The organism is Pseudomonas sp. AC247, assembly GCF_979258015.1.
Genome location: NZ_OZ409829.1, coordinates 5,054,236 through 5,073,721 on the forward strand (window position 1 = coordinate 5,054,236; position 19,486 = coordinate 5,073,721).

The following is a 19,486-nucleotide window of genomic DNA, read 5'->3' on the forward strand; positions in this document are numbered from 1 at the left end:
CGCAGGAGCCATGTAGGAGCTGACGAGTAAAACGAGGCTGCGATCTTTTGATCTTGTTTTTGAAAAGCAAGATCAAAAGATCGCAGCCTTCGGCAACTCCTACAGGGTTTGAATGCTGAGGTTTGGTAGCGCCCACAGAATTTTGAGGTTTTTGAAATGAATGTTTTGATCATTGGCAGCGGTGGCCGTGAACACGCCCTGGCCTGGAAAGTGGCTCAGGATCCGCGCGTGCAGAAGGTTTTTGTCGCGCCAGGCAACGCTGGCACCGCCATTGAAGCCAAGTGCGAGAACGTCGCCATCGACGTGCTGGCCCTTGAGCAACTGGCCGACTTCGCCGAGAAAAACGTTGCCCTGACCATCGTCGGCCCGGAAGTGCCGCTGGTGGCTGGCGTTGTTGACCTGTTCCGCGCCCGTGGTCTGGATTGCTTCGGCCCGACTGCCGGCGCTGCACAGCTGGAAGGTTCGAAAGCCTTCACCAAGGATTTCCTCGCCCGTCACAAGATTCCGACTGCCGACTACCAGAACTTCACCGAGATCGAGCCGGCCCTGGCTTACCTGCGTGAAAAAGGCGCACCGATCGTGATCAAGGCCGATGGCCTGGCCGCCGGTAAAGGCGTGATCGTCGCCATGACTCTGGCTGAAGCCGAGGACGCGGTGCGCGACATGCTGGCTGGCAACGCTTTCGGTGACGCCGGTTCACGCGTGGTCATCGAAGAATTCCTCGACGGCGAAGAAGCGTCGTTCATCGTCATGGTCGACGGCAAAAACGTTTTGCCGATGGCCACCAGCCAGGACCACAAACGTGTTGGCGACGGCGACAGCGGCCCGAACACGGGCGGCATGGGTGCTTACTCCCCTGCCCCGGTGGTCACCGCCGACGTACACAAACGCGTGATGGATCTGGTGATCTGGCCGACCGTGCGCGGCATGGCTGAAGAAGGTAACGTCTACACCGGCTTCCTGTATGCCGGTCTGATGATCGACAAGGCCGGTAACCCGAAAGTCATCGAGTTCAACTGCCGTTTCGGCGATCCGGAAACCCAACCGGTGATGCTGCGTCTGCAATCGAGCCTGGTGCTGCTGGTCGAAGCCGCGCTGGCGCAAGCGCTGGACAAGGTTGAAGCGCAGTGGGATCCACGCCCGAGCGTCGGCATCGTACTGGCCGCCGGCGGTTACCCGGGCGACTACGCCAAGGGCGCGGCGATCAACGGTCTGGATGCAGCGGCGAAGCTGGAAGGTAAAGTCTTCCACGCCGGTACCGCACTGAAAGACGGCAACGTCGTCACCGCCGGCGGTCGCGTACTCTGTGCCACCGCGATGGGTGCAAGCGTGGGTGAAGCTCAGCTGCAAGCGTACAAGCTGGCAGCGGCCATCGACTGGGAAGGCTGCTTCTACCGCAAGGACATTGGCTACCGCGCCATTGCCCGTGAACGTGGCGAAACCCAGGAATAAGCTGTCGATCAAGCCTGGCGGGGGAGGCTATTCCCTGCCGGGCTGTTCCGCCGCCGCGCATCGTTATATTCTGGCATCAACCTACGAAGGGATTTCGCCGTGCGCTGGCTCAGGATTGCCATAAGCTTCACCGTCACGCTGCTGACTTTGCTCTGCATGCTTCCGGCCCAGGCCGCGCAAGGCAGTGGCTGGTCGGTATTGCTTGACGATCAGGGCAATTTGCAACTTAGCGACATCCGTTCCGCTCGCTACACCAATCAATTCAGCCCCATTGAACTTGATCGCCTCACCGCGTCCGAGCCCAATGGCGCACAGTGGCTGCGCTTTCGGTTGGCACCGGGCAAGCATGAACAAGTGCTGCGTATCTTTGCCCCCGACCTGTCGCAGCTCAGTCTGTACGTGCTCGACGGCGACAAGCTGATCGAACAACGCAACACCGGCACCGACCAGCCCCAGGCCGAACGGCCGTTGCCGAGCAGCGACTTCCTGCTGGCGCTGCCGCAAAGCGACAAACCCCTCGATATCTATTTGCGCATGGTCTCCGACCATCAGTTGCGCCCGCACGTCACCCTGCAATCGGCGGTGATGAGCGCAGCCAATCACAACCAGACGCTGATCTTCGGCCTGCTGTTCGGCTGCCTTGGCATGCTGCTGTTGCACAACCTGGTGCGCTACGCCTATTCGCGCTCGCGCAGCAGCCTGTGGCTGGCGGTTTGCGAAGGTTTGCTGGGGCTCAGTCTGCTGCTGCTGCTTAACCTCGCCGGCCCCTGGCTGCCGAACTGGCATGCAATCCAGACGCCGGGCGCCTATCTGGCCCTGCTGCTGACGGCCCCGGCCGGGTTGATGTTTGCCTACCGCTTCTTCGCCCCGCTCGGCCCGCACCCGCTGAACAAGCTGCTGTTGGGCGACATCCTGTTTATCGTGACATGCAGCCTGCTGTTGTTATTCGTCAACACGCTGCCGCTGAATATAATCACCTACGCGCTGGTGGCACTGGCCGGGCTGAGCATGTTGTTCGTTGCGTTTTATCACTGGCAGAAGGGCTACCGCCCGGCGCGCCTGTTCGTCGCCGCCATGGTCGTGTTCAACATCGGCACGCTGATCATCCTGCCTGCGCTGCTGGGGCTGACACTGGTGTCGCCGCAGGGCCTGATCATGACGCTGATGGCGTTCATCTGCATCAGCGGCCTGCTGATGAGCATCGCCCTCGGCGAACGTCAGCGCAGCATTACCGAAAGCCGCTTCAGCGTCAGCCGCGACCTTGCCGCGAGCAACGCCGAAATCAACGCCAAGGCCGAATTCCTCGCCAAGATCAGCCACGAAATCCGCACGCCGATGAACGGCGTGCTGGGCATGACGGAACTGCTGCTGGGCACACCGCTGTCGGTCAAGCAACGCGACTACGTGCAGACCATCCACAGCGCCGGCAACGAGCTGCTGACATTGATCAACGAGATCCTCGACATCTCCAAACTCGAGTCAGGGCAGATTGAACTCGATGACGTGCAGTTCGACCTCAACGCCCTGATTGACGATTGCCTGAGCATCTACCGCGCCAAGGCCGAACAGCAGAATGTCGAGCTGATCAGTTTCATCCAGCCGCAAGTGCCGCGCGTGATCAGCGGCGACCCGACGCGTCTGCGCCAGACACTGTTGAGCCTGCTGGAAAACGCCCTGAAGAAAACCGAGGAAGGTGAAGTGCTGATCGTCGTCGCCCTCGACGAGCGCAGCAGCAAACCGCGTCTGCGCATCGCTGTGCAGGACAGCGGCGCACCGATGGAACAGGAAGAGCGCGACGCGCTGATGCACGCCGAACTGCACAGCAAGCACTTCCTCTCGGCCAACCGTCTGGGCGGTAACCTCGGCCTGGTCATCGCCCGCCAGTTGATTCGTTTGATGCATGGCGAATTCGGCATCAAGAGCGGCGCCACTCAGGGCAGCACCTTGTGGCTGACCCTGCCGCTCGATCCTGATCGCCTCGAACACCCGACCTCTGACCTCGACAGCCCGCTGCAAGGCGCGCGCGTGTTGGTGGTCGACGACAACGACACGTGCCGCAAAGTGCTGGTCCAGCAGTGCAGCGCCTGGGGCCTGAATGTCAGTGCCGTGCCGTCGGGCAAGGAAGCGCTGGCGCTGTTGCGCACCAAGGCGCACCTGCGCGATTACTTCGACGTGGTGCTGCTCGATCAGAACATGCCCGGCATGACCGGCATGCAACTGGCCGCCAAGATCAAGGAAGACCCGAGCCTCAATCACGACATCCTGCTGATCATGCTCACCGGCATCAGCAATGCGCCGAGCAAGATCATCGCGCGCAACTCGGGGATCAAGCGCATTCTGGCCAAACCAGTGGCCGGGTATACCCTCAAGACCACGCTGGCGGACGAGCTCAACCAGCGCAACAAAGGTCAGGTGGTGTTCCAGCCGCAGGTGGTGACCGCCGCCACGGCCGCCAAAGTACCCAGCGACTTCCGCATCCTCGTCGCCGAAGACAACACGATTTCGACCAAGGTGATTCGCGGCATGCTCGGCAAGCTCAACCTGCAGCCGGACACCGCCAGCAACGGCGAAGAAGCCCTGCAAGCGATGAAAGCCCAGCGTTACGACCTGGTGCTGATGGACTGCGAAATGCCGATCCTCGACGGGTTCTCCGCCACCCAGCAACTCCGCGCCTGGGAAGTCAGCAATCAGCGTATCCGCACGCCGATCGTCGCGCTGACCGCGCACATCCTCGCCGAACACAAGGAACGTGCACGCCAGGCCGGAATGGACGGGCACATGTCCAAACCGGTGGAGTTGTCGCAGTTGCGTGAGTTGATCGAGCATTGGGTGGCTGAGCGCGATCAGCAGAATCGAGCGACAACCCAACCGTCGTAGCGCCTGATAGACTCCCCCACGACTACCCTCGCCAGTGAGCCAGCACCATGCTCCACGTGTTGTTCAGTGTTTACCTGAAGATGCTGGTGCTCTACAGCCCGTTCTTCGTGTTGTCGTGCTTCATTACCCTCACCCGTGGTTATTCACGCAAGGAACAACGGCGCCTGGCCTGGAAAGTGGCCCTCGCCACGCTGATCTCCAGTGTCCTGCTGTACTTGTTCGGGCGGGTGATTTTCGACGTCTTCGGCATTACCGTTGACGCGTTCCGGATCGGCGCCGGTAGCGTGCTGTTCATTTCGGCGCTGGGCATGGCGCAGGGCAAATCAGCGGTGCAGGCCGATAACGTGCAGCAGGACGTGACCATCGTGCCGCTGACCATTCCGATCACGGTCGGCCCCGGCACCATCGGGGCGCTGTTGGTGATGGGCGTGAGCCAGCCGCACTGGGACGACAAGCTCACGGCAATTCTGAGTATTGTGCTGGCCAGTTTCACCGTCGGCGTGGTGCTGTACCTGTCGAACCGGATCGAGAGAATTCTCGGCGATCAGGGTCTGCAGATCGTCAGCCGTTTGATGGGCCTGTTTGTCTGTGCGCTGGCCGCGCAAATCATCTTCACCGGGGTCAAAGGCTACCTGGTGCCATAAGCCCCGAACGTCGAGGTGTGTCGTCACGCGACAGGTCAGTGCTTTTCGCTGAACAACGGGCCGATCTCGACCGAGGGTGGATGTAACTCAGCCGCCAGCCACTCCCGTGTGTCGGCTCTGAATTCGTCGTATAAAGCCTGATTGAAACGGGCCGAATAACCACGGCGAATGACGTTGCCGACGGGCGTGTGCCGCGCAGCCCCACTCTCCCAATAACACGGGTCAATTTTGCCTTGCGTGTCGAATGACACGGACACCATGCCGAGAAAACCACCCGCCTCGACCACCCCGGCCATTGCCCTGAACCGCACGCTCCCGGCCTCTGCGGACAAGCAATGACGCTTGAGGCTTTGCATCAGCGCCGCATCGCTGGAGGCTGACGCCAGCCTGCGCAAAGCCGCCGAGATCAACAGCCCCTGCCCGGAAGGCAAATGGGTTTCAGCCAACTCGAGCATTTCCTCCTGGCCTGAAACAGTCGACTCCGGCCCCAAAAGGGCTAGATCAGTCTGCTGCTCGGCGAAAAAACTCCAGCCACAGGCCGACAGGATCCCCGAGTAGATGTCGAACCACCGTGAATCCTGCACGCCCTGCGGCACATCTTCGTCAGCCGCCAGCCGGGCAAATGCCAACGTGTCCAGCACATCCTGTTTGATCGTCGACGGCAAGGCGCTGGATACCACCAGAAGCACGCCCGCATTGACATAAACCGAGTAGTTCATCTATTTACTCCGATAACTGCCGGCGATAGTGCCGGCAGCCTGTCTCTACGGATTACTTGGTTTTACGGCGCTGGAAGCGTTTGCTCAGTGCGGCCTTGAAGTGCTCGCCCAGGTACTCTTCAAGATCGCCTTTCAAGTCTGCATAACGCAACGGATTGAAAGTGATGTAAGCACTGCCGCGAAAGATGCTGCGATTGGTTGTTTTCCAGTTGAAAAACAACGGCGAAGTTTCATTCCCGCCGCCCACACTGTCGATCGACGACAGCGACGTCAGGATAATTCCATTTTTTAGTTGATCGCACGGCATTACTGCAAGCCGAACACCTTTATCCTTGGTCACTTCACGATTCAGCAGATTGATAGCTTCCGGCTCTTTCTTCAAGGCATCCAGGGTCGAGTCGGTAATTGCCGAGAGCACTGTTGCCCCCGGAATGGCCGCTTTGGCTGCCGCGATGCCGGCCTTGACAATATCAACCACAATATTATCCATGGTCAGTTGCTGGGTGCTTTTCTTGTATACCGAATAACCGGAGTCGGCCACGAAGCAGCCGGCATCTTCCATGCATTGTACAAAGGCGCGGTACCACGCTTCAGGATCGTTCCCAGGAACTTCAAAGTTGGCTTCAAGCTTGGAGAACTTGATGATGTTTTCGATGATCGCCATGTTCTCCAGAGAGATATTGTCACCGTAACCCACCAGGGTATTGGCCAATACGATAGCGTCCAGATCCCTGGTCGGGCTGTTTGGATCGACGGCGCCGAACGCCTGCACACGGGCGCTACGGAAAACCTCCACAGGCAGCGACTGGCGTTTGCCAATACGTGCCTTGACCAGTGCGTTGCTTTCTTTACACGAAATCTTGCATTCCATAAAAATTCAAACTCCTTTTGATTAATAACGCATCGAAGTGACAGCGCAAAACGAAACTAACCCATCAAACAAAAACCAACAACATCAAGTTAATTCACAATGTTATTAACCACCCTAGAACGCCAACACAACCAACAAATAATTTCTCACAACAACTTCAAGCCAGAACCAGTAATACTTGCCAATATCAACCACAACAAACAGCCACCACACCGAACAGAACTTAACCCTAAAGAGAAAACAATGAACAACGAAACACCAACGGGCATCCTCGAAAACCACAACTTGATCTCGCTCATCGGAAGCCTGCCGATAGAAGATTATGACTATCTGACGGATTGCACTCGCATCGTAACAATGCTCTCCGAAAGAAGTACCAGTCGTTTTGGCGATTCTCTGGAGTGGGCTCAAGAGTACTATTCCAACCTGCAATATTTTGGATGGAAAGCCTTGGACGGGGGGCGATATACAGAGACCCAAAAACACAATATCTCCGGGACCATCGCCGATCATTTGGTGCAAAATATTGAATTATTCAATGGCCGCCCTCAGGGAAACGCGATGATTGATACCTTGGACGCATTGAGTTCGGACGAGACGGCCCTGGTTTCATTCGATAAAGAGAGTTCCATGGGGCGGCGCTTTCAAGTGGCCCCCACTCATTATGATTCCAAAGGAAATCTTCATCTGGCGGTCTTCCAACTCGAACTGATCAGCAAAGTGAAGCAAAGCAAGTTTCTATTCTGGAAGTGGGAGGAGACATCGACGACCCTCCTTCAACGCAAGGCTTTTTTTGTTCTTGATCGAAATATCCTTGATGAACAAAAAATGCGTCTATTTGAAGTTTTACGCAAAAAACTGACTGCACAGCGCTTTGCCTTGCGCAAGAAACGCTCATAAACCGGCCAGGAAAACCCGGTTTGGCGGCGCTGGCCAAACCGGGGCACGCACAATGGCGTCATTTTCAATCGATCAAGGCATCCAGGTCGGCAGGCGCCACCTCGACCGAATTGGTCGCACGCCCCACCAGTTCATCCAGCGACACGCCTGTTGCGGCGGCCCCCAAATCAGCGATCGCCGCGACCAGCGCAGACACAAGCAGCGAGCGATAGCCGGCAAACGCCAGGACAACCTCGCCACGCAAGCTGACATCAGCTGCGCAGGCTTCCCGGATGATCACCGCGTGACCACTGTCCGGTTCGATCAGCACCAGATGTTGGCCAACGATGCTCAGCAGCAACTTGCCGGGATCATCCAGCTCCCAGATCAACTTGCCGGGAATCGCTGGCTTACCGGCCAAGGCCGGTCGGCAATCGAGCACCAGCGAATCCAGCCTCAGCCAGGCCCCCCGCGACAGTCGATACGTCACGGCGCCCTGCCCCAGGCGCAATACCAGGGTTTTGACATCGTCGGGAAGCAAAGGCAAAACATCGCCGATCAACTGCTGACCTTCCAGCGTCATCACGTCAGTGTCACGTCGAGCATAAGGCAGTGGCCCGATTCGGGTTTCGCCCGGAAAGGCTTGAACCACACCCCGCGCCGGGTCATGAATCATCAGTGCATGGCCTTGCTGCCGCGTCCCAAGCAAAGCACTGGAAGGCTGCAGCAAGGCACGATCAACCCCGAGCAACTGCCCGCTGGCGGCGACGTACCATTGGACTTTCTGCGGCGTGTCGACGGACAGGAAATCCACGTGTCGATGGGAGTTCGCCAGTGCCGCAAGGTCAGCCAGCAACCTGTCTTCATGCGTCGAAACCCACTGGCTTTCGACGCCGGTCAGCAACGCGGGCTGGTCCTGTTGCAAGGTCAACATCAGACCTTGCGCAGTAACGCCTCTAAGCTCTGCACCCTTGGCTGTCACATCGACAAAAGGCCAATCCGCCCACAGCCGTTGGGGTGCCGGCAGTCTGTCAGCCTGTAACAGCCGAGTCCCCTGACCGAACGCTGCTGACAGTCGATCAGCCGCGATGAAACCCTGGCGATAGATGACGCCGCTATCAACCTCGAACAACCAGGCGGCCTGCCGGTCCGGCGTAACCCCGAGCAGACGCACATGGGCACCCGGCCCCAGGTCGGCGAGCAACAAACGATCGTCGACGTACCAGGCACACAACTTTGCATCACCGGCGGCGTTGCTCAATCCCAGCAGCGCAAAACGGGTAACGGGATGTTGCGCCGCGACCTCTGCCAAGCGCGCCCACCACTCAGGGCGCTGTTTGAACCACGATTCGGCCAGGCCACTGAGCGCCAGCTGACCATCATTCGTCACGTCGAAGCACAGCCCGTTCTCACTCAGCGCCACGTAACCGTGGTCTGTGGCCAGAATGTTTTGCAACCCGTCGACCCAGATATTTGCCTGCGACCAGTGTGCCCCCGCTTGCTCGCTCTGATTGCGCTGCAAGCGCAACAGGCGTTTGTGCAGTTTGTCGTACACGACGAACAGATCCTGCTGTCCGTCTGCGGGCACTATCAACAACAGGTCCTGCATATTCTTGATCAAGTCGGCCCAACCACGGTCATGGTGCCGCCGCGCCGGCGGACGAATGATCAAACGATCCTCATGACGCACCCACGCCATATCGCGCTGGTTCGAATCGATCGCCCAGCAGACCGAGACTATCGGCGCCGGCTGCCAATTGACGACGACAGCGGTTGCGGTGTGTTCGCGCTCGCGCAATTTATAGAATTCACCGAGCACCAGCGACCAGTCGGACAACGTCGGTGTCGCACTGAAAAGCGCCTGCAATGCACTGTCCGGCCCGCGTACCAATGAAGTCAGATACACCTCGCCATCGCGGATCAGGTAGCTCAGCACATCTGCAGCCTGACCGGCGCGAGGTATCTCCTGCGTCACCTGTACGGCGCCACCGGCAACAGGCTCGCAGCGAGTGATGCGGCTACCCGTGACGCTCGCCAGCAGACGGTAGTGATGGCTGATCAGACCGGTGACGACATCGACCTGCCAAACCAGGAAACTGTCGGGTTGATAAAAGAACGCATCCTGGCCCATGACCATACCCAACTGGGCCTCATCGGCTAACGGCAGGTCTTCATCGCGAATGTAGATGAAGCGATCCTCCCGGGCGTCGTAGAACGCCGTCGTGTCGCGCGGTTGGCCAGGGTCTTCGAAGGGCACCCGATAGTTATGCACCGGCGTGTAAGGCAACGCCAGGCGATGCTCATGGGCGAGTTTCTTGAAGTGCCCATGCAGCGTGCGCGGGTCCATCATGCCCGGCTGCAGATCTGCCGAGACCAGCAGCAACGTCTGCTGCGTGAAGTCGACGCGAAGAACCTGATCGGCCAGTTTGAGGCTGACCTCATGCAGATTGACGTCGTCGAAGCACAGGCTCATCTCACCGATATCCAGCCGGTCGCCGGACAAGCTGACATCGGCTTGCGTCGCCCAACTCGCCAGCAATGTCCAGCGTGTGGTGGCCATATGAGTGCCGGCGAATGTCAGGCTGACCCCGGGATTGAGCAACAAAGTACACGGCGCTCCACAGCCCTCAATGTCGTAACTGATCAAGCCGTGCCAGTTTTTCGGCAACACCGGCACCACCAGCGTTCGTTCGACAGTGTCCAGCCGCACTTCAATCGATGAGGGTTTGTAGACCGGCGCCATGTCTGCGACCAGGTACTCACTGGGAAACGAGTAGAACGAAAACAGAAACCTGCGCTTGCCATCGGCCTCGGGTTTCTCCAGGCGACGCGCCAGCTCGAAGCCTTCGGTGTGTAATTCATTGGCGAACGGAAAGGCTTTGTAGCCGTAGCCATACCAGGTTTTCGGCGTACAGGGCAGGACGATCAAGTCGCCTGCCTGCGGCGAAAAAGCCAACGTCTGCGGCAACTCCAGGCCTTGGCGAATATCCACACTACGGGTGAAATCGACCTCGTAGTCCGGAACACCGAAATGATCACGCAGCGGAAACAGTTGAGGGCTGCCCAGGCGTAGCTGGCCGGTCAGCAGGTCAACGGACTCGACCACCAGCGAGGCGTGGGCCGTCCACGCCTTGCTCTGCGGATCCAGACGATAACCGCCCTGCCGCACGGCTTTATCGAACTCGTAAAAGAACAACCCGACTTGTCTGGCCCGTTCAAAAATACCGGCGAATCCTTCAACCAATGCGCCGACACCGATGGCCAGTCCACCCAGAATCACCCCGGCGCCGCCGAGCACCGCCGCCGCTGTGCCTGCGCCGGCGGCTGCCGCGATCAGTCCGGAACCGGTGACCAGCAAACTGGCGGAGTCAAACGCCAGTTGTGTGCTGAAGCGCGCCTTCTCGGCATCACTGCCCGCCTCGCTCAACTGATAGATATCAAACCCGACGTTGGCCAGCCCCAACACCGCGCCAACGCCTTCGCCGGCGGCATGCCCGAGGGCTTCACCGACCACCGAGGAGCTGGTTTGGGCGATGAGTTTTTCCTGTGCCAGCGCCTGACGCACCAATTGGATGACACCGGCGATATCCACCAGGTTGCCGTGCAGCAACTGCGCGTAGTTGATGTAGGCGTGCAAACGCACCGCCATGGTCAGCTCCCGCGTATCAACCTCGCGCGAACGCAGTGCATGCATCAGTGCCTGAATGGTAAACCCGGCGTTGAGGGTGTGGACGCTGCCGGCTTCGGTCGGATCCGGCGGACTGCCAGCGGACACAGGCTGTCGGGCGAGACTGGCAAAACGCTCGCTCAAGAACTGTTTGATGCGCAAGAACCCATGATCGCGGGTGGTGACTTTCACCCACTGCTGCGGATCCTCGAGGTTGACCAGGCTGAGGTGATAGTCACCGGTCGGCGTCACCTCCAGCGAATCAAACACCGGCGCAAAGCTTGCTGTCAGCTGGTTGTCGATTTGCAGTTGGCGGGTGGCCTGCTCGATCTGTTGTGCCCACCAGTGACCGTCCAGATCACGCAGACTGTTGCCCAGATTGATGTTGCTCACCAGCGACTGCCCGCGCGCACTGGTCAGGCGCTGGCGCCCGGGCAACAGCGGCCTTTCGCGCAGTGCTCCCGGCGCCAGCAGTTCGTTCACCTGCAACCCCGACGGCACGACGAGCGCCCCGACGCGTTCAGCATTCAGCTCGATCAGATCAAATGTCGGTGCGGACAATTCGCCGAACGTGGCGTAGTGACGAGCCATTTCATGCTCAATGAAAAAGCGTTCCAACGCCTCGCGAAACGGCTGCGCCTGGGCAAATTCGAAGACGCCAAAGTTGGGATCGTAAAATTGATAGGCGCTGCCCTCGCCAGTCCGCGTTTTAGCGACCAGCATGGCGTGATTGTCAGAGTTGAGCATGATCGTGCGAGTAGCATCGGCGTCCTCCAGCAGGCCCACCACCTGCTCCAGCGTTGAACGCTCAAGGGCGCTGCCGGAATCAGCCAGGCTTTCATCGCGCAATTCTTCAAGTACTTGCAAAAACGCCATCGAGTCGCGATCAGAAGGCTCGATCACGCCCAGGTAGAAACGCTCGCGCAGGGTGTTCATGGCGTCAGCGCCCTGATGCAGGGCAGCCGCCATCACCAGCGCCAGCGGGTAGCAGCGGCCACCGATGGTGTCGCCCGCCCCTTCCAGCAACAGATCCTGAGGCACCAGTTTGGTGTCGGCACCGTGGAAGCTGTCGAGCACATCACTCAGGCGCTCGACGATACGGTCGCGAAACTCGAGCTTCGCCACCTGCTGGATGCGCGCGACATGTTCCCCCCACTGACTCAGTGTCAGTGGTTGCTCCAGCGCATACTTCTTCAACGCCAATGCCGTTTCATCATGGGCCGGAGGCGAGGCCGGCGGGCGTTTCAGCCCGGCGAGAAACGCCGGTGCCTGACGCTTGAACAGCTCACGCTCGATGACCGCATAACGATTTGAGATGCCCAGCTCCGAAACACCGTTGGCGATGTTATCGAGTTCCACGACAAGCGCTTCAAAGCTGTGTTTGTCCAGGCTCGGCGCACCCAGCAACGAGCCGAGCAACAGGCGCTGGCAAGGACTGAGTTGCTCTAGCCCGAACGTGCCCTTGGCGTATCGCTGCAGGAATTCATCCAGTGGCAGATCGCGCGTCTCTGCGGTAGCGCCTGAAGCAGGGGCGAAGACGTTGGCCTTCTGCGCGACAATGGCCTGACGCTGATCAAAACCCAGCGGCACCAGACGGGCAAAGCCCACGGTGCCGGTGAAGCCTTCACGCATCGCCCGCAAGAAAGGTTCGCCAAGCCCTTCGGCGAGGTCCTGAAGGATATCGGTTGCCAGCACATAACGACCTTCGATGACGGGCCAGCCTTCATCGAATTCGATGCTCTGGCGTTTGAGCAGCTCAGCGACATCGCCGACATAGCGGGCCTTGAATACGCCTTCCTGCGATTTTTTCTGTTCACTCAAACGCCACTGTTCGAAGTCAGAAAACTTCTCGTGCCAGCTGTGATCCTGCTCTTCTTCAGTGAAGTAGTTGAACCCGTCCTGCAACTTCGCCTGCTCGCTGAACACCGCTGCAGCGCGGGGCGTGAAATGGGCTGCTTCGTAGACTGACATCCCCGTGCGCATGACGCCCGGCCCGGTCAAATGAATGGTGCCTTTGGCATTGGGTGTCACCCCTTCGCCAAAGTAACCGAGGAGATCTTGTATTCGAGCCTGAAGGTAGTGCTGAATTTCACGAGGTAGCTCATTAAACCCCGGTGCGCCAACGATCACATCAGTAGCAATCCGAATTTGGGTGTCACCGTCGAGCGCAGGTACTCGCTGCTCAATCAATGCATCTCTGTACTGATCCATCAACTCGTACATGAATCGCACACGCGATGTAACAGCCTCCAAACTCGCCGCGCCTGCGTGAGCGATCAAAAAAGCATTGCTCAAAGCGGAATTATCAACGTAAGCAGCCCGCAATGCGTCTGGAATGGCTACACGAGGTTCGGGGGCGGCAAACACGTCCTTCAACAAAGGGCCGCTGGCAGCAAACGCCTCAATTTCAGGTAATAACTCCGCCGGAATATCCTCTGCATAACTGTTGTAGCGGTCGCGTAAAGCCTGACGACCAGGCATAAAATGCGGGTTACGATCAAGGATCAATTGCAGTACCGCCAGCGCGGGCTTATCTCCCCGGATCATATCGACGTGAACTTCGCCCAGCATCTTCTTGAACGGCGGCAAGTAATCTACATCGCTGTAAGTTCCGCCTTCATTGAATAACACCTGGTAGCGTAGAACATCGCCCGCCGCCGCCAGATTGCCACGCATGTTCAATTCACGTTCATAGATATCCACAAGCGGGAATGAATAGTCCTTCTCACGCACATCAACTAACCGCAAAAAATCCTGGTTCATGGCCTGCAGTGTCACCAGGTTCTTCTGCCGCAGCTCTCGTAGCCTTGTTTCGTCCTGACCGTAAGCACGTACCAGCAAGTCTATTCGCGCTTCATCGGCGCCAGATTTTCCCGCCTGCACATGCTCGAACAGTTGTAGTTTCAAAACTTCCAGACGCGCTTCGTAGAGATCGGCCAAATCATATCCCGCGGAAACGCTTGCGCCTCCGGCCGCCATGGCATCAGCCTTTGCCGCTTCCACCACAATCCGATTGGTTTCATGAACCAGCAGTGCATCACTGTCGTACCAAAGCTTGAAGGCATAGCCTTCGGGGCCCAGCACCTGCGTCCAGACATTGATGTAATCACGCTGGATATCGCCGATCCCGCCGCCAAGCCAGACAAAGTGCTGCAACTTCACCACTTCCCTGGCCGAGGCATTCAGTTGCTCGACGCTGTTGGCCAGGCGAGTGGCGTATTCATCGATTCTGTTGCTGATAACCGTCAACTCCGCATCAGCCTTGGTTTCTTCCGCTACAGGAGCAGCGGGCTCTGTTGAACGTCGACGGCGACCACCAGGAGAATCAGTCAACGAGGCAAGCGCCTGCTGTAACAATCTCACCGGCTCAAGTAATTCAGAGGCCGTATCTGCCGCAACGCAGCCGGCGTAATAACGCAAGATCGCGTCATGCTGCTTACTGCTCTTATAGGCCGACAATGCATCTTCCAGCGTTTGCAGTTTAAAAAGTTCTACAAATTCAACATAGCCGTTCGCCGGCGAGACTTCTGACTCACTCATACACTAAAATCCCTTTTATCAACCATTGACTTGAGTAACACAAGGCCGCTTTGACCTTTTGAACAAGGAAAAACTATTCCTCCCCGCCAACGCGATCAAGCCACAAGGAATTCAATTGTTTTCAGGAACACGGCTACATGTCGAATCAATAAACAGCGGCATGGAAACACAATACACAATATGAATTTCAAGCCAGCACGCAAATAGCGCTCACAGCGTAAAACAACAAAAACATTACTTACATCTGCAATCAGTCGGAAACAACTTCAATCAAGGCAGTAAATAGACTGACAACCCAATGTAAAAAAACCTGCACCCGCCAGCTGGCTTTACGTCGGCATTCAGGAAGATGCCTACAGCGATAAGCGAATAAATACCTGAGCGAGGCTGACGCAGGAAGGGATAGGCGGCCCAGCGCGGGCCGCATGATTTCAGGAGGCGGGTTTTTCACCGTACCAGCGTGGGGTGTAAACCCAGCTGCTACCGTCGGCACGCGGGAACGTGCAGGTGGTGGACGAGCCGATCAGCACCATCGTGCGCATGTCCACCTGATCCGGGGTCAGCGCCCCCAGCGTCGTGGCGCGCAGTGTCTGCCCTGGTCGGCCAATGTCGCGCCCCAGTACCACCGGGGTTTGCGCTGTGCGGTGCTGGCCGACGATTTCCAGCGCGCGGCCCAACTGCCACGGCCGAGCCTTGGAGATCGGGTTGTAGAAGGCCAAGGCCAGATCCGCCTCCGCAGCCAGGTCCAGACGTTTCTCGATGATCGACCACGGCTTGAGGTTGTCCGACAGCGACATCACACAGAAGTCGTGCCCCAGCGGCGCACCGGCCTGTGCTGCAGTGGCCAGCGATGCCGAGACACCCGGCAGGATTTCCAGGTCGACGCTGTGCCAGGCCGGATCATCCGACTCGTGCAACGCTTCGAGCACCGCCGCCGCCATGGCGAATACGCCCGGATCACCCGACGACACCACGATCACCGAACGGCCCTCGGCCGCCAGCCTGAAGGCGTGGCGGGCGCGCTGCATTTCTTCGCGGTTGTCGGTGCAATGTTGCACCTGGTCATCGCGGAACGGGCCGGCCATGCGTACGTAGGTTTCATAACCGAGCACGTCGGTGCAGCGCGCCAGTTCGGCCTTGACCGCCGGCACCATCAGTTCGGCAGCGCCGGGGCCGAGGCCAATGACGGCGAGACGCCCGCGTCGACGACCGATCGTTGCAACGTCCAGCGGTTGCTCGGCAATCGCGACGGCAAGGTTGTCGGCAGTGACGATCTTTGCGTCAGATACGGCAACGGCTGCCAATGCGGCAAGGTCACTTTGCGCGGCGACAAACCGCAGCGGTACGCCGAGTTCAAGCGCTGCCTCGTGCAAGTTCATCGAGGCCATTTCAGTGTCGGCGGCCAGCAGGCAGGCGAGCGATGGCAGCGCAATGTTCGCGTGCAGCAACGCCGCGCGAACAGCTTCCGGCAGATCCCCAACGTCGGCACTGATCGCCACCGCCACACTGCGCGGATAGATCAGCAATTCATTGGCGCTCGCTTGACGCGCGGCACTGCCCACATGAATCGAACGCTGCGCCTGTGGATCTTCCGGCAACTGCGCCTGATCCAGCCACGGCGCCGCGCCTTCGATACGCACGCTGTGCCCGGCCAACAGATCCGAGACAAAGCGCTTGCCCGACTCCAGGTCCGCCAGCGCATAACCGCTGGGCGGGTTGAGCAGGCACGTGCCAAAGCGCAATTCGCCGCTGGTGGTGATAGCGGCGGCGACTTGCAACGCCGCCGCGATTTCCCGCGCCATGACGTTCACCCCGCCCAAGCCACCGAGCAGCGGCACCACAGCGCTGCCGTCTTCAGCCACGGCGAGCACGGCAGGCTCGGCGCCCTTCTCCAGCAACAGCGGCGCCAGCGTGCGGATGACAATGCCGGCGGCGCACAAGGCAATGATCGGCGTGTCCTGCTGATACAGCGCGCGCAGGGTTGCGCCGAACTCCTGATAACTGCAATCGGCGCCCTCGACCCGCCCGGCGAGGCCATGGATCTGCGCCGCCGGATAGACTTGTTGAACGCGACGGGCCGTGGCCAGGCTGCCCTGACCGAGAATGACAATGGCTGGCGTTGATTGAGTCATCAGCCTTGCCACCGTTCGCCGGGCACGATGATCAGCGAGAAATACGGCGAGGACATCGGCTCGACCTGATCCATCGGCACAATCTTCTGATTGGCCATGGTCGCGCGTTCGACATACAGCGCACGCTCGGCCAGACCGAGTTCTTCGAGCACCTGACGGACTTTCGGGAAGTTGCGCCCCAGCTTCATGATCACGGCGGCGTCGGCATCGGCCAGACGGCGCTTCAGTTCTTCATGAGGCAAGACGCCGGAGAGCACCGACAGGCTCTGATTGCGATACACCAACGGCGCGCCCAGCACCGAAGCGCCGCCGAGCATCGAGCAGACGCCCGGCACCACTTGCGCTTCATAGCGCGTGGCGAGGCGATCGTGCAGGTACATGTAGGAACCGTAGAAGAACGGATCGCCTTCACAAATCACTGCGACGTCGCGACCGGCATCCAGGTGTGCGGCCACCGTTTCGGCGGCTTCATCGTAGAAATCGCTGATCACCTGTTCATAGGAGAGCGGCGCCGGCAGCGCTTCGGTGGTCACCGGGTAGACCAGCGGCAGCAGGTTCTGCGCTTCCTGCAAATGGGCTTCGATGATGCCGAACGCATTGCCCTTTTTGCCCTTGGCGACGAAGTACGCGACCACCGGCGACTCACGCAACAAACGCAGGGCTTTGACGGTAATCAGTTCCGGATCACCGGGGCCGACGCCCAGGCCAATCAAACGTCCTTGAGCCTGCATCATTCGATCTCCGTGGCGAGGGCGTTGACGGCAGCCGCAGCCATGGCGCTGCCACCGAGGCGGCCTTGCATGATCACGAACGGCACGCCGCGGCTGTCGGCGGCCAGTGCCGCTTTCGATTCGGCAGCGCCGACGAAGCCCACCGGGAAGCCGAGGATCAGCGCCGGTTTCGGTGCGCCGGCATCGAGCATTTCCAGCAGGTAAAACAGCGCGGTCGGCGCGTTGCCGATCACCACAACGCTGCCTTCCAGGTGCGGACGCCAGAGCTCCAGTGCGGCGGCGGAACGAGTGTTGCCCAGTTCACGCGCAAGTTCCGGCACGCTGTCGTCGCGCAGGGTGCAGATCACTGGGTTGTTGGCCGGCAGACGCGCACGGGTCACGCCTTCGGAGACCATCCGCGCATCACACAGGATCGGCGCGCCAGCGGCGAGCGCCTCGCGCCCGGCCTTGCCGGCACCTTCGGAAAATTGCAGACCGTCAATGGCCTCGACCATGCCGCAGGCGTGGATCACCCGCACCGCGAGTTTTTCCAGATCGGCCGGGATTCGCGCGAGATTGGCCTCGCTGCGAATGATCGCGAAGGAGTTGCGATAGATCTCCTGACCGTCGCGGATGTAATCAAGCATCAAGGGGGCTCCGAGCGCGGACGTCGAGCAATATCGCGGCCGCTTCAATAGTAAGGTTGCGTGCGTGCAGCGCGCCGAAACCCGGCTGCGTTGCATCGCGAAAATAGAGGTCGTAATGACCGGGGCTGACCGCCAGCAGGGTCACCGGTGCACGATGGGCGGCGGCACAGGAGCGCGGGCAACCGCTCAGGTGCACACTGACGCCCGATGGCAGCAGCGTGGCCAAATGGCGCGCGTCCTGTTTGGTGTCAGCGAGGCCTTTGCCGCATCCGCTGGCTCCGGTGCAGGCGATCAGACGGGTCAGCGCTTCGCTGGTACGGGTCAGCAGGTTCGACTGTTCAAGCGCCTCAAGCACAATCGCCGCGTCGGCCGTTTCAACATTGGGCAGCAGCAGGCTTTGCCATGGGGTGAAGCGCAGGCTGCCGTCACCATACTGGCGAGCCAGTTGCGCCGCCGCGCGCAACATCGCCGGATGAAGACGCCCGAGCGCTGGCACGGCGCCGATGTACACCCGCCCCGAGGTATTTTGCGGATGAACACCAATGTGCAGATCTTGCGCAACGGCGCAGCGCTGCCAATCGCCAATCGGCTCGATCGGCAAGCGCGTTTTCAGTGCGTCGAGAAAGCCCGGCATCGGCCGTTCATCGAGCAAATGCCGCATCCGTGTTTGCTCGGGGCGGGCCAGTTGCAGGAACAACTCCAGCACAGCGACCACCAGCGCATGACCATGCTCCGCCGCCACCGCACCGATGGCGCGATCTGTCGGGCATCCGGCCAGGCTAAACGCCCACAATCGTTCACCGTCGCGCTCGAACGCCGACAACCACAGGTCATGCGGATGTTCGAGCATCGCCAGCGCTTCGCCGCCGTCCAGTTGCACGGCGAATTTGGCGCTCAACTCATGAAAGCGTGGATGGCTCTGCAAGGTGTCGAGGATCTGCTCGGCCAGTGCGCGGGTATCGACGCGCATCTGCCGATCGATGCCGGCAGCCGGGCTGAGCATCAGGTTACGCACGTCATCACCGGCGGCGGTGCGCGGGCCGAGCCCGGCGGCGAGCAGACGTTCGATCAGCGCAGCGGATTGCTCACCGATCCCGCGAATCTGCAGATTGGCCCGGTTGGTTGCCTCAATGGCCCCGCCAGCAAACTGCTTGGCGGCCTCGGCCACCGCGTCAGCCTGATCGGCGCTGATCGAGCCGCCATTGAGCTTGATCCGGCAGATGCCGCCATCCAGTGCCTGGACGATACGCAGCAACCCCGGGCAGGCCGAGGGGCGTAAGGCGGTGGACATCGGGCGTTCGTTCAAGGGGCGGACCGGCTGCGTGGGAAAGGCGCTTCGCGGGCGAAG

The 19,486-nt window shown here is 59.7% G+C and carries 11 protein-coding genes; 4 read left to right on the top strand and 7 right to left on the bottom strand.

Annotated elements, in window-relative coordinates; translation table 11 throughout:
- The first annotated feature begins 156 nt into the window (after window positions 1-156).
- The 3 genes from purD (at window position 157) to ACZZ0B_RS23015 (ending at window position 4,973) form a co-directional block, all read left to right on the top strand.
- Window positions 157-1,452, top strand: coding sequence for a phosphoribosylamine--glycine ligase (gene purD / locus ACZZ0B_RS23005; RefSeq protein WP_463546308.1), 1,296 nt, complete (start codon window positions 157-159; stop codon window positions 1,450-1,452).
- 99 nt (window positions 1,453-1,551) lie between these two features.
- Window positions 1,552-4,329 (top strand): hybrid sensor histidine kinase/response regulator, encoded by a 2,778-nt coding sequence (locus tag ACZZ0B_RS23010; RefSeq protein ID WP_008078166.1) that lies wholly within the window; start codon window positions 1,552-1,554, stop codon window positions 4,327-4,329.
- A gap of 47 nt (window positions 4,330-4,376) precedes the next feature.
- Complete coding sequence (locus tag ACZZ0B_RS23015) at window positions 4,377-4,973, top strand: MarC family protein (protein ID WP_008078162.1); 597 nt, start codon at window positions 4,377-4,379, stop codon at window positions 4,971-4,973.
- Window positions 4,974-5,008: 35 nt separating this feature from the next.
- Here ACZZ0B_RS23015 and ACZZ0B_RS23020 read toward each other — a convergent pair whose 3' ends face one another.
- Window positions 5,009-5,692: a hypothetical protein gene (locus tag ACZZ0B_RS23020; protein WP_008078158.1), complete on the bottom strand. Its 684-nt coding sequence runs from the start codon at window positions 5,690-5,692 to the stop codon at window positions 5,009-5,011.
- A gap of 52 nt (window positions 5,693-5,744) precedes the next feature.
- Window positions 5,745-6,563: a hypothetical protein gene (locus ACZZ0B_RS23025; RefSeq protein WP_463546309.1), complete on the bottom strand. Its 819-nt coding sequence runs from the start codon at window positions 6,561-6,563 to the stop codon at window positions 5,745-5,747.
- 99 nt (window positions 6,564-6,662) lie between these two features.
- Here ACZZ0B_RS23025 and ACZZ0B_RS23030 point away from each other — a divergent pair, with 99 nt between their 5' ends.
- A complete protein-coding gene (locus tag ACZZ0B_RS23030; protein WP_463546310.1) occupies window positions 6,663-7,463 on the top strand; it encodes a hypothetical protein in 801 nt (266 codons plus the stop codon).
- Between the two features lie 64 nt (window positions 7,464-7,527).
- Here ACZZ0B_RS23030 and ACZZ0B_RS23035 read toward each other — a convergent pair whose 3' ends face one another.
- The 5 genes from ACZZ0B_RS23035 to cobG form a co-directional block, all read right to left on the bottom strand.
- On the bottom strand, window positions 7,528-14,442 hold the full coding sequence (locus tag ACZZ0B_RS23035) for a TcdA/TcdB pore-forming domain-containing protein (protein ID WP_463546311.1): 6,915 nt from the start codon (window positions 14,440-14,442) through the stop codon (window positions 7,528-7,530).
- 638 nt (window positions 14,443-15,080) lie between these two features.
- Window positions 15,081-16,781, bottom strand: coding sequence for a precorrin-3B C(17)-methyltransferase (gene cobJ, locus ACZZ0B_RS23040; protein WP_008078152.1), 1,701 nt, complete (start codon window positions 16,779-16,781; stop codon window positions 15,081-15,083).
- On the bottom strand, window positions 16,781-17,515 hold the full coding sequence (locus ACZZ0B_RS23045; RefSeq protein ID WP_008078151.1) for a precorrin-2 C(20)-methyltransferase: 735 nt from the start codon (window positions 17,513-17,515) through the stop codon (window positions 16,781-16,783). Before ACZZ0B_RS23045 ends, cobJ begins: the two co-directional genes overlap by 1 nt.
- On the bottom strand, window positions 17,512-18,138 hold the full coding sequence (locus tag ACZZ0B_RS23050) for a precorrin-8X methylmutase (protein ID WP_008078150.1): 627 nt from the start codon (window positions 18,136-18,138) through the stop codon (window positions 17,512-17,514). Before ACZZ0B_RS23050 ends, ACZZ0B_RS23045 begins: the two co-directional genes overlap by 4 nt.
- A complete protein-coding gene (gene cobG, locus ACZZ0B_RS23055; RefSeq protein WP_463546312.1) occupies window positions 18,131-19,429 on the bottom strand; it encodes a precorrin-3B synthase in 1,299 nt (432 codons plus the stop codon). Before cobG ends, ACZZ0B_RS23050 begins: the two co-directional genes overlap by 8 nt.
- Window positions 19,430-19,486: the final 57 nt, after the last annotated feature.

Coding starts and splice junctions, on each gene's coding strand:
- purD (WP_463546308.1), top strand. CDS start 157: ATGAATGTTTTGATCATTGGCAGCGGTGGCCGTGAACACGCCCTGGCC.
- ACZZ0B_RS23015 (WP_008078162.1), top strand. CDS start 4,377: ATGCTCCACGTGTTGTTCAGTGTTTACCTGAAGATGCTGGTGCTCTAC.
- ACZZ0B_RS23020 (WP_008078158.1), bottom strand. CDS start 5,692: ATGAACTACTCGGTTTATGTCAATGCGGGCGTGCTTCTGGTGGTATCC.
- ACZZ0B_RS23025 (WP_463546309.1), bottom strand. CDS start 6,563: ATGGAATGCAAGATTTCGTGTAAAGAAAGCAACGCACTGGTCAAGGCA.
- ACZZ0B_RS23030 (WP_463546310.1), top strand. CDS start 6,663: ATGTTATTAACCACCCTAGAACGCCAACACAACCAACAAATAATTTCT.
- cobJ (WP_008078152.1), bottom strand. CDS start 16,781: ATGACTCAATCAACGCCAGCCATTGTCATTCTCGGTCAGGGCAGCCTG.
- ACZZ0B_RS23045 (WP_008078151.1), bottom strand. CDS start 17,515: ATGATGCAGGCTCAAGGACGTTTGATTGGCCTGGGCGTCGGCCCCGGT.
- ACZZ0B_RS23050 (WP_008078150.1), bottom strand. CDS start 18,138: ATGCTTGATTACATCCGCGACGGTCAGGAGATCTATCGCAACTCCTTC.
- cobG (WP_463546312.1), bottom strand. CDS start 19,429: ATGTCCACCGCCTTACGCCCCTCGGCCTGCCCGGGGTTGCTGCGTATC.